This window comes from Prolixibacter bellariivorans ATCC BAA-1284 (assembly GCF_000621705.1).
Taxonomy (GTDB): domain Bacteria; phylum Bacteroidota; class Bacteroidia; order Bacteroidales; family Prolixibacteraceae; genus Prolixibacter; species Prolixibacter bellariivorans.
Window position 1 is genome coordinate 171,539 of record NZ_JHXO01000011.1, and the last position, 12,357, is coordinate 183,895.

The 12,357-nt window shown below is 47.8% G+C and carries 7 protein-coding genes; all 7 read left to right on the top strand.

What is annotated here, in order from left to right; translation table 11 throughout:
• Positions 1 to 16: 16 nt before the first annotated feature.
• The 7 genes from T426_RS0115615 to T426_RS0115645 all read left to right on the top strand — a co-directional run bounded on the left by T426_RS0115615 (position 17) and on the right by T426_RS0115645 (position 12,348).
• Positions 17 to 1,471, top strand: a complete 1,455-nt coding sequence (locus T426_RS0115615) for a RagB/SusD family nutrient uptake outer membrane protein (protein WP_025864365.1) — start codon at positions 17 to 19, stop codon at positions 1,469 to 1,471.
• Between the two features lie 93 nt (positions 1,472 to 1,564).
• Complete coding sequence (locus T426_RS0115620) at positions 1,565 to 2,902, top strand: glucoamylase family protein (RefSeq protein ID WP_036984472.1); 1,338 nt, start codon at positions 1,565 to 1,567, stop codon at positions 2,900 to 2,902.
• A gap of 83 nt (positions 2,903 to 2,985) precedes the next feature.
• Positions 2,986 to 4,611: a glucoamylase family protein gene (locus tag T426_RS0115625; protein WP_025864367.1), complete on the top strand. Its 1,626-nt coding sequence runs from the start codon at positions 2,986 to 2,988 to the stop codon at positions 4,609 to 4,611.
• Positions 4,598 to 6,883 (top strand): beta-glucosidase BglX, encoded by a 2,286-nt coding sequence (gene bglX / locus T426_RS0115630; RefSeq protein ID WP_025864368.1) that lies wholly within the window; start codon positions 4,598 to 4,600, stop codon positions 6,881 to 6,883. The genes T426_RS0115625 and bglX overlap by 14 nt, the downstream gene beginning before the upstream one ends.
• A 55-nt stretch (positions 6,884 to 6,938) precedes the next feature.
• A complete protein-coding gene (locus T426_RS23950) occupies positions 6,939 to 9,209 on the top strand; it encodes a glycoside hydrolase family 3 N-terminal domain-containing protein (protein WP_244957746.1) in 2,271 nt (756 codons plus the stop codon).
• Between the two features lie 270 nt (positions 9,210 to 9,479).
• On the top strand, positions 9,480 to 11,525 hold the full coding sequence (locus tag T426_RS0115640) for a M13 family metallopeptidase (RefSeq protein WP_025864369.1): 2,046 nt from the start codon (positions 9,480 to 9,482) through the stop codon (positions 11,523 to 11,525).
• Between the two features lie 238 nt (positions 11,526 to 11,763).
• The gene (locus T426_RS0115645) at positions 11,764 to 12,348 is read left to right on the top strand and encodes an RNA polymerase sigma-70 factor (RefSeq protein WP_025864370.1); all 585 of its coding nucleotides are present in this window, start codon (positions 11,764 to 11,766) and stop codon (positions 12,346 to 12,348) included.
• Positions 12,349 to 12,357: the final 9 nt, after the last annotated feature.

Sequence of the window (12,357 nt, forward strand, 5' to 3'; positions counted from 1 at the left end):
TATGAAAACCAGAAAGATGAAACGATTATATATGGGCGCTGCAATGGTTGCAGCCCTGCTGACCTTCTCGGGATGTTCGAGCAGTTACCTGGATGTTCCGCCAGAGGGAAGTATCACGCCAAAAGATTATTACTCCGATCATCCTACGGAAGTGGTTAATGCTGTTTATAATAAACTGCTTGACTGGAATGAAAGTTCTTTCTCCTGGCTGGGTGTTTCCAGCATTACGTCCGACGATGCTGATAAGGGAAGTGATCCGGGAGACACCGGAACCGACAAGAATTTGTTGGATAACTTCACTTTTGGAGCCGATGCCTTGTCATTAAACGATGTATGGCAAGGGAATTTCGAAGGAGTTGCTCGTGCAAACCAGGCACTAAAAGTGCTTGGAGAAGTAACAATTAACGATACGCTGAAGAATCGGCTGGAAGGAGAAACAAAATTTCTGCGTGCCTACTTCTACTGGAACCTGGTGCGTACGTTCGGTGGAGTACCTCTAATTGACAAAGTTCCCGATCCGACCAATGCCGCTGATGTGGCCAATGGAAATACCCGGGCTACGAAAGCACAGATTTACGATCTGATAAAATCGGATCTGCAGTTTGCCATCGATCATCTTCCGAAGAAAAGCGAATATGCTGCGGCGGATTTAGGTCGTGCGACCAAAGGAGCTGCAGAAACTTTTCTGGCCAAGGTCAATTTGTACCAGAAGAACTGGTCAGAAGTATTGACTTTGACCAACGAGGTGATTAACTCCGGTGAATATTCGCTGGTGAGCGATTACTCAACCATTTGGCGCGAAATCGGAGAGAACAACTCTGAATCTATTTTCGAAATTCAGGCACGTGGTGAAACACCGAACAAAGGTGTTCAGGGCTACGTCGATTGTCAGGGAGTCCGCGGTCAGTTCGGATGGGGCTTCAACGTACCCTCACAGGATTTAGCCAACACTTACGAACCGGGTGATGTCCGAAAAGATGCAACTATTATCTTTCCAGGAGAAACTATGTGGGATGGTACGGTGATTAATTCTAACACGCCCAACCCGATGTATAACCAGAAAGCTTATCTGAGTCGTACACAGGAAACATATGACGGAAACTCGTGGGAATCGAGCAAGAATGTCCGGATATTCCGTTATGCTGAGGTGTTGCTGATGAAAGCGGAAGCAGCAAATGAAGCTGGTGATCCGGCTACGGCGCTGGCAGCATTGAACCAGGTTCGCGAACGCGCCGGCTTACCGGATTATACCGATACCAATCAGGATAACCTGCGGATGAAAATTTATCACGAACGTCGTGTGGAACTGGCATTCGAAGGCGATCGGACATTCGACCTCATTCGCCAGGGACGGGCAGCAACCGTGCTGGCCAAAGAAGGATTTGTGGCTGGTAAGAACGAGTTGTTCCCCATTCCGCAACGTCAGATTGAGTTGAGTGGCGGTTTGTTAACACAGAATCCAGGATACTAAAATTATTCATAGATGTTAGGATGAACTTCCCGGTATGGTGTAAATTTACCTTCCGGGAAGTTTCTTCCTGTTTGTAAGGCTCACATTATCCGAATGTACAAATACCCGCTCTTCATATCAATCGTGTTGGCTTTGGCCATGGTTTCCTGTTCGAATAAGAAATCTGTTTCAGGTGGGGGGACCATATCTGAACCGCCGGTTCGTCTCACCGACACGGAGTTAATGGATACTGTTCAGCAAGCAACTTTCCGGTATTTCTGGAATTTTGCTCATCCGGTTTCCGGCCTTACCCGGGAACGGAGCAACGGGAACAATGATATCGTCACTACGGGCGGTTCTGGTTTTGGTGTGATGGCCATTATTGTTGGCGTGAAACGAGGCTATATTACCCGTCAGGAAGCGGTGACAAGATTATTGAAAATGGTCACTTTCCTGCGCGATAAAACCACTCGTTACCATGGGGCCTGGTCACACTGGCTCAACGGTTCGACCGGGGAAACGATACCTTTCTCGCAAAAAGACGATGGTGGCGACCTGGTGGAAACAGCGTATATGATTCAGGGACTGCTGACGGCAAGACAATTTTTTGATGGTTCGTCGGCTGATGAGACGCAGTTGCGGGATATTATTACCGGGCTGTGGCACGACGTTGACTGGAAGTGGTACACCAACGGGCAGAACTATCTGTACTGGCATTGGTCGCCAGACTACGGCTGGGCGATGAACATGCCCATACGGGGCTTCAATGAGACGATGATTACCTATTTGCTGGCCGTTGCGTCACCCACGCATCCAATTGCTCCGTCACTTTATGATACCGGCTGGGCCGGAAATAATTATGACGCGACACTCATTGTCGATAAATACGGATACTACGGCGGTCCGCTATTTTTTACACACTATTCTTATTTGGGAATGGATCCGCATTTTTCGGATAAATACATTCGGGCATCCAAGTTCGCTTCCTATTTCGATCGGAATAAGGAACAGACGCTGCTGAACCGACAATGGTGCATCGACCGTGCATCGGTTTATTCATACTACAACAAGAATTGCTGGGGACTGACAGCCTCGGATGATCCGGTAAACGGTTACATGGCACACGAGCCAACCACAGCCAACGATAACGGAACGATTACTCCTACAGCCGCTATCTCTTCAATTGTTTACACGCCTTCCGAATCATTGGCAGCCATGCATTATCTCTACGATAATTACGGTTCAAAGGGACTCTGGGGAAAGTATGGTTTCAAAGATGCCTTTAACATTCACGAAAACTGGTATGCTCCTTCTTATCTGGCGATAGATCAGGGGCCTATTATTGCGATGATTGAAAACCATCGCAGCGGAATTTTGTGGAATAATTTCATGCAGGATCCGGACATTCAGACGATGTTTAGTAAGCTGGGATTTGAGAAAACAAACAATTAGAACAACCAACAAAAGTGTTAGCCGGAGTCCGGCTTCTTTATCATGGAAATGATCGCCTTTTGGGCAGAAAAAGTGTTCATCTAATGAAAAAATTCTTCAGTATCATTCTCATTCTCCTGCTGGTGAAAAGCGTTTCGGCACAGGATCATCTTAACCAATATCTCACCAAACCTGACCATTTTATAGCCAAAGGATATGACAGTCACGTCGAGTTACGCTGGCCCGATTTGAAAAATGCTGTATCCTATCGTTTGTATGCTGCAACCGACAGCGTTTACCAGTTGCGAACTGAAACGAAGAATAACTACTACCTCGATTTTGTAACGGATTTGGGGCGCAACATCTCGCTAAAATATAAACTGGTTCCGGTTAACCGGAAAGGAAAAGAACTGACTTCCGAAACGGTTGAGGCGAATGCATCAATTCATGATTTTACTGATGAGGAACTCATGAACATGGTGCAAAAATATACCTTCCGCTATTTCTGGAACTTTGGCCGGGCCGATTTGGGAATGGCCCGTGAACGCGATAACCATCCGGATGGCGATATCGTTACCATCGGTGGCTCCGGGTTTGGTGTAATGGCCTTGATGGTTGGCGTGAAACGTGGGTGGATTACCCGCGAACAGGCAGTTGACCGGTTATTGAATCTGACCAAATTTCTCAAAACCACTGACCGTTTTCACGGAATGTGGGCGCACTGGTACAATGCCGATACAAAAAAAGCTTATCACTTTAGTAAATACGATGACGGTGGCGACATTGTCGAATCTTCCTTCATGATGGAAGGCTTGCTGGCAGCCCGTCAGTTTTTCAATCATTCGACTCCCAAAGAGAAATTTCTGCAACAACAAATTACCGATCTGTGGAGAACGATGGATTGGAACTTTTATACCCGTGGACAGGATGTTCTGTACTGGCACTGGTCTCCCGATTATGGCTGGAAAATGAATCATCCCATTCATGGTTACAACGAATGCCTGATTACCTATATCCTGGCGGCTTCCTCACCCGACCATGCCATTGCGCCGGAAGTTTATCATAAAGGCTGGGCCGGGAACAATTGGGATACTTTTGCCAATAATTCCACTTATTACGGCATGATGCTTCCATTGGGAAACCGGAAATGGATGGGCGGCCCGCTATTCTTTGCTCACTATTCGTACATGGGATTGAATCCGAAAGGCTTGCGTGACCGGTATGCCAATTACTGGCAGCAAAACCGGCGACAGACATTGATTAATCGCGCCTATTGCATCGATAACCCATATGGATGGAAAGGCTATGGTGCCGATTTCTGGGGGCTAACTGCTGGCGACAAAGTTCCCGATGGATATACGGCGCATGCTCCCGGTTTCCAACGCGATTTGGGAACGATTACACCCACCGCAGCCCTATCTTCAATGCCATATACCCCGGAAGAATCGATGAAAGTACTGAAGAATCTCTACCGTAATTACGGAAAGTATCTGTTCGGCCCGTTCGGTTTCTACGATGGTATTAATCTGTCGGTAGGAAACAAACCTGAAAATCACGTACGCAAAACCTACCTGGCCATCGATCAGGGACCGATTGTGGTGATGATCGAAAATTACCGTTCAGGCCTGGTGTGGAATTCATTCATGAAAAATGAAGATGTGCTGAGGGGATTGAAACGGTTGGATTTTACCATTGATAATAAACCTATTCAGGTAAATGAAACGAAATAAGGAGGGGAAGAAAAGAATGACCGGTATGCGCCTGATTACTGTTTTTGCGGTAATCATGACGGCGATAGCCGGTTGCCAGCCTTCCGGGAAGCAGGAACCGAAGACTGCGCATCAGGGAAGCAGGTACTTCACCGATCCGACGATTGCGCACAAAGTGGATTCCGTGTTGTCATTGATGACGCCGGAAGAAAAGGCTGGTCAGCTTTGTATTATGGGAGCCGATTATCCTAACCTGAAGCAATTGGTTAAAGAAGGCAAGTTGGGGGGGACCAATGGAGTTCTTCCCGGTAGGAATGTGGGCCGCTACACGCGCCAAATGCAAAAGCTGGCCAAGCAGTCGCGATTGAAAATTCCGTTGTTGTTCATGGGTGATGTCATCCACGGTTTTCAGACCGGTTTCCCGGTTCCGTTAGCGCTGGCGGCTTCGTGGAACCCGGATTTAACCAGGAAGACTGACAGCATTTCAGCCGTTGAGGCAACAGCATCCGGTGTAAGCTGGACGTTCAACCCGATGATCGATATTGCCCGCGATCCCCGCTGGGGACGAATTGTGGAAGGTGCCGGCGAAGATCCTTACTTGGGTTCCTTGATGGCTGCGGCTGCTGTGAAAGGATACCAGGGCGAAAGCCTTGCATCACCTCATACCATGATGGCTACTGCGAAGCATTTCGTGGGCTACGGTGCCGTACAAGCAGGCCGCGACTACAATACGGTGAATATGCCGGAACGGGAGCTCCGTGAAGTTTACCTGCCTCCGTTCGAGGCGGCCGTAAAGGCTGGAATCGGAGCTGTGATGCCGGCCTTTGTGGCCTTCAATGGTGTTCCGGTAACGGCCAATCACTTTTTGCTGCAGGATATTCTCCGTAAAGAACTAGGCTTTAATGGAATTGTGGTTTCGGATTACGATGCGGTGACAGAACTTCAGGAGCATGGTGTAGCGTCTTCTGCGGCAGAAGCAGATGAACTGGCGATGAAAGCGGGTGTAGATATGGATTTACACAGCGGTTCGTACTTGCAGAATTTGCCAAAGCTGGTAAAAGAAGGGAAAATACCGGAATCGTTGGTGGACGATGCTGTGCGGAAAGTGCTAACCATGAAGTTCGAACTGGGATTGTTTGATAATCCGTTCCGCTACAGCGACTCCACGTTGGTCGTCAATCATGTACTGCCGGCAAGGCACCGGGAAGCAGCCCGAAAAGTAGCCCGAGAAACATTCGTATTGCTGAAAAACGAGAAAAATATTTTACCGCTGAGCAAAAAACTTCACTCCATCGCGGTGATTGGTCCGGCTGCTGACAACCCGTTGAATTTGCTGGGACCGGTTCATGCACTTGCCCGGCCGGAAGATGTGGTGACCGTGCTGCAGGGAATTAAAAAGGCCGTTTCACCATGGACGAAAGTGACTTATGCGAAAGGAACTGATTACAATACGAGCTCCGAAAGCGGTTTCCCGGCAGCTGTTCGAGTAGCCCGAAACGCTGATGTTGTCGTGATGGTGCTCGGAGAAAACAACGGCATGTGTGGAGAAGCCGATAGCCGCGCTTCGTTGCAGCTTCCCGAAAATCAGCTCGACCTGGTGAAAGCGGTTGTAAAAACCGGTAAACCGGTGGTAGCCGTTTTAGTCAATGGCAGACCCTTGGCCGTAAACTGGCTGAACAAGCATGTACCGGGGATTCTGGAAACCTGGTTTCCGGGTACGGAAGGAGGAAATGCGATTGCGGATGTACTGTTTGGCGACTACAATCCGTCAGGTAAATTGCCGGTTACTTTCCCGAGGAGTGTCGGGCAGGTGCCTATCTTTTACAGCCATCTGAATACCGGACGGCCGTTTAACCCAAATGATAAGTACACGACCCGGTACGTGGATATGCCCAATACACCGCTTTATCCGTTTGGTTACGGGTTGAGTTATACAACTTTTTCTATTTCGCCGGTGAAACTGAATACACAGAACCTAAATTGGAACGATACGCTCAAAGTATCGGTTTCTGTTATTAATACCGGGGAACGGACCGGAACGGAAGTGGTACAACTATATACACATCAGCAGGTGGCCGATGTAAGTCTTCCGGTAAAGCAATTGCGGGCGTTTAGACGTGTCCGGCTGGTTCCCGGGGAGGTGACGGAAATTACTTTTCGGCTAACGCGAAAGGATTTGGCAATTCTGGATAAAGATATGAAGTGGAAAACCGAGCCTGGTACTTTCGATGTGATGGTGGGAAGTAGTTCTGAAGTCACTAAATCGGCTGGATTTATTTTGGAGAAACCTTGATTTTCCTGAGACAACAATATATTGTGAATTTCAAATTTGACTAGAAGTGAAGAAGATGACACAAAAACTGATGATGTTGCTGACTGTGGGAGTGGTCGTATTCCTGTCGGCTTGTCAGCAGCCTCTTGTAAAAAAGGTCGCGACAAAACATGAGGCATCGAAATATTTTAACGATCCGGTGATTACGCACAAGGTTGATTCGGTGCTGTCGATGATGACACTGGACGAGAAAATCGGACAGCTAACACTCTACTCCAGCGGCTGGGATAAAACCGGCCCGAGTATGAACGAGAATTACATCAACGACATAAAAGCCGGACGGTGTGGAAATATCTTCAACGCGTTTAGCCCTGATTACAACCGGAAATTGCAAAAGATTGCAATGGAACAGACCCGGATGAAAATTCCGTTGCTGTTCGGTTACGATGTCATTCACGGTCAGAAAACCATTTTCCCGATTCCGTTGGGTGAAGCGGCTTCGTGGGATTTAAAATCGATTCAGAAAACGGCATCTGCCGCGGCTGCTGAAGCGGCTGCAGCTGGCATTCAGTGGACTTATGCCCCGATGTGTGACATTGCGCGTGACCCTCGCTGGGGACGTGTTTCGGAAGGTGCGGGCGAAGATCCGTACCTGGGAAGTAAAATCGCTGCGGCCCGGGTTCATGGTTTTCAGGGAACTGATTTGGCCTCGGATACAACCGTTGTGGCCTGTGTGAAACACTTTGCTGCCTATGGAGCCCCGGAAGCCGGTCGCGATTACAACACCGTTGACATGTCAGAACGAAAACTCAGGGATGTTTACCTGCCTCCTTACAAAGCGGCTGTTGATGCCGGAGCAGGTACCGTAATGACTTCATTCAATGATTTAAACGGCGTTCCGGCAACGGCCAGCCATTTCTTGATGACCGATATCCTGCGCAAGGAGTGGGGCTTTAATGGCTTTGTGGTAACCGATTACACCGCTATTAACGAGCTGGTGCCTCACGGCATTGCCAAAGATGATAAAGATGCAGCTGCCTTGGCAATGAATGCCGGTGTGGATATGGATATGCAGGGCGGAACTTATTCCAAATACCTGAAAGAATTGCTGAAGGAAGGCCGTGTCACACAGGAGGAAATTGATAATGCGGTTCGTCGCGTGCTTCGGATAAAATTCCGTTTGGGACTGTTCGCTGATCCGTACAAATATTTCAGCAACAAGCGTGAAAAGAAGCTGACCTATTCGAAATATCATATGGCACTGGCCCGCCAGATGGCCCGCGAGTCGATGGTATTGCTGAAGAATGATAAGGAAACACTTCCGTTGAAAAAAGGTCAGCGCATTGCGTTGATTGGCCCGTTGGCTGATTCGCAGCGCGATTTGTTAGGTTCTTGGCATGCAGCCGGCGACTGGAAAATCAATAAGACGGTGAAGGAAGCCATGGTAGAACAATTTGGCAAGTCGAATATCCGGTATGCCAAAGGATGTGACCTGCGTGGTGATAACCGTTCCGGATTTGCTTCAGCAGTGGCAGTTGCCCGTCGTTCCGACGTGGTGGTGATGGTGTTGGGAGAATCGGCCGAATGGAGCGGAGAAGCTGCCAGCCGTGCGCACATCAATCTTCCGCATATTCAGTCCGAATTGTTGGAAGCTATCCACAAAACCGGCAAACCCGTGGTTGTCGTGCTGATGAGCGGTCGTCCGCTGGCGCTTGACAAAGAGGTGCCAATGACCGATGCCATGCTCGAAGCCTGGTTCCCGGGAACGGAAGGAGCGCCCGCTTTGGCTGATGTCCTTTCCGGGAAATACAATCCGTCAGGTAAACTGCCGATGACCTTCCCGCGGATCACCGGTCAGATTCCGATTTATTACAGCGCGAAAAATACCGGTCGTCCTTATACCAAAACCGGAAAAGAACAGAAATACCGCTCGCGCTACCTGTTTACACCGAATACGCCGGAGTTCGCTTTCGGTCACGGATTGAGCTACACAACCTTCAGTTATTCGGCACCGAAGTTGAGTACGGTGAGACTGCAAATGGGAGACACGCTTCACGTTAGTGCTACCATTACCAACACCGGAAATTATGACGGAACTGAAGTGGCTCAGCTGTACATCCGCGACATGGTGGGCAGTGTTACTCGTCCGGTGAAGGAGTTGAAAGGTTTCCGGAGAATATTCCTGAAAAAGGGTGAAAGCAAAACAGTCACTTTCGATTTGACGATGAACGATCTTTCCTTCTACCGTAAGGATATGACCTGGGGTACCGAGCCCGGCGACTTCAAGGTATTTGTCGGCGGCGCTTCGGACAATGTGAAGGAAGCAGCATTTACGTTAGTGAAATAGGTTGGATTTAATTTTATAGACTATAAAACACCGAACCGGTTGGCGTTATGCCGGCCGGTTTTTTTATTATGTTTTCAGGTTGGGGAGTTGAACAAGTTGTGAAAGGTCGTGTTTTAATCTTTTGATTACGAGAAGTTCGCCTGACTAAGCCTTTGCCGGATTCAGTAAAATAAGAATTCATGGTAATGTAATCTGCTTACTCCTCTGTAATTTTTACGATGAAAAGCTCACTTACAACGTGAAATTGATTTCAATTTAATCATACAGTTTATGAAGAAATTTTTGATTCCCGCTTTGCTTATTGCATCGGTGGCTTTCATGGCCTCTTGTTGCAGTAACTCCAATACGACACAGGCTCCCGATGCCCTGGTGTCTCATATTGACTCGACTGTAAAGCCGGGTGATGACTTTTTTATGTTTGCCAACGGAAAATGGTTCAAGGAACATCCCATTCCGGCCAGCGAGCAATACAACGGTATTTTCCAGATTATCCAGGATACCGTTAGCGCCCAGGTTCGTGATATTTGCGAATCGTCTGCAGCCATGGCTAATGCCGAAAAGGGAAGTAACCGGCAAAAAATTGGCGACTTCTTCTATTCCGGGATGGATAGTGTATCGCTGAATAAGAATGGAATTACACCGCTGAAAGCAGATTTCCAGCGAATCGACAACATTAAGAACGAGAAAGATTTGTTTAAAGAACTGGCCTATATCCAAACGGTGGCCGGTTCGCCGATGTTTGGCTTCTATGTGGGCCAGGACGATAAAAACAGCAGTAAGAATGCCGTCTTTGTTTCGCAGGGTGGATTGAGCTTGCCTGACCGTGATTACTATTTTGCTACCGATGACCGCGCCAAAATGATCCGCGGAAAATTTGTGGCATATCTCGACAGCATGTACACCATTATGGGGTACGATAAAGCAGAAGCTACAAAGGCTGCTGACAATACGATGAAGCTGGAAACGGCGCTGGCAAAATCTTCGCGGAAGCGTGAAGATACACGCGACCCGTTGAAGAACTACAACAAGATGTCATTCGCGCAGCTGAACCAGGATACACCGAATATCGACTGGCCTGTTTTTACCGAAGATATGGGACTCGCTAAGGTCGATTCTGTAATTGTTGGTCAGCCTGAATTCCTGACCGCATTGAACGGCTATCTGAAGAGTTTCCCGATGAGTGTTTGGAAAGATTACCTGAAGTTTCACTTGCTGAATGGGTTGGCTTCTTCTCTCGATGATCATACCTATATGACGGCTTTCAATTTCTACTCGAAAACCTTGCGGGGAATTCAGGAACCACGTCCGCGCTGGAAGCGGGTAGTTGGCCGTACCAACCGAGCGTTGGGTGACCTGGTTGGGCAGGTATATGTGAAAGATTACCTGCCGGCCGGAACCAAAGAGAAACTGCTGGAAATTGGCCACGCCATCAAGAAGGTGTATGCCGAGCGGATCAAAAATCTGGACTGGATGACCGAAGGTACCAAGAAGAAAGCACTGCACAAACTGGATGTGATGATCATGAAAGTGGGGTATCCGGATAAGTGGAAAGATTTGAGTTCACTCCATGTCGATCGTTCGTCGTATGTGAAGAATGTGATGAATGCCAGCAAGTGGTATACGCATTACATGATTTCGAAATACGGAAAACCGGTCGACCGTACCGAGTGGGGTATGGAACCGCAAACCTACAATGCTTATTACAATCCGTCGAACAACGAGATTGTGGTTCCGGGTTGTAACATCATGGTTCCTGGCTACGAGCGCAAAATGGCCGACGATGCGATTCTGTATGCCATCATTGGCGGCTCGACCTTCGGACACGAGATGACGCACGGCTTCGATGACCAGGGGAGCAAGTACGATGCGCAGGGAAACCTGAACAACTGGTGGACGCCTGAAGACAGCGTGAAGTTTTATGCCAAAACCCGGATGATTGTGAAGCAGTTCGATGGCTATGTGGCTGTTGACAGTTTGCACATCAATGGCTCGATGACGCAGGGCGAGAATATTGCCGACCTGGGCGGTATCATGATGGGATACCAGGCTTTTCAGCAGACCAAACAATATAAGGACAATGAAAAGATTGCCGGCTTAACGCCAGATCAACGTTTCTTCCTGGGATATGCCATGGCCTGGATGTTGAACATGCGTCCGGAAGCAATTGCCAACCAGGTGCGCAGCGATGTGCACTCACCGGCCAAATTCAGGGTGAATGGCCCGTTGTCGGATATGACGGCTTTCTACAAGACTTTCGATGTGAAGAAAGGCGATGCCATGTGGCGGCCTGATAGTTTACGAGTAAAAATCTGGTAAAACTTCACTTTCACAAAATATGCAGGCCCGCTGGTTTTCCGGTGGGCTTTTTTTTGGGTGTATTTTTTCTTCTTTTTTGTTATGTTTTACAACATCGAATGCGACCAATGTGGTTAAATAAGCGAGTAGTAAGTTATTTTTGCTAAGATTCATGTGCTTATTGGGGAAGCATTAGCATTTTACTTTTATTTCTGTAAAGAGGAAATTTGTCTATTTCTAAAATAATATTTTTGGTTTTATGCAGCTGATTAAGGGCATACAAGAGAAAGATATTATAGAACGGTTGCGGAGCGGAGACCGAACAGCTTTCGAATTGTTGTTTCAGTTTTATTATCCGGGTCTGGTTATCTATGCTACTCAGTTTGCTGTTGACAGGGGGCAAGCCGAAGATATTGTACAGAATATGTTTGTGAAGCTTTGGGAAAAGCGTCAGCGTGTGCAATTGGTCGATTCGTTGAAAGGTTATTTTTTTACATCAGTGCGGAACAGTTGTCTGAATTCGTTGAAACACCAAAAGGTCGAGAGCAAATACATCGGGCAGCTGTACGAGATGTCGGAGAAGAACCTGCTTTATCAACCCAACCTTTACATCGCCTCGGAACTTCAGGACATTATTCGCCAGGCTATTGACGAACTACCGGAACGGTGCCGCGAAGTCTTTGTTTTGAGTCGCCTGGAGCAATTGAAGAATGACGAGATTGCTGAAAAGTTGAATCTATCGAAAAGGACCGTTGAGACGCATATCAGTCATGCGCTAAAAACCCTCCGCGTAAAGCTCAAGGATTACCTGCCTTTGCTCATTCTACTTGGTTTTAGACTTTAGTTTCAATAA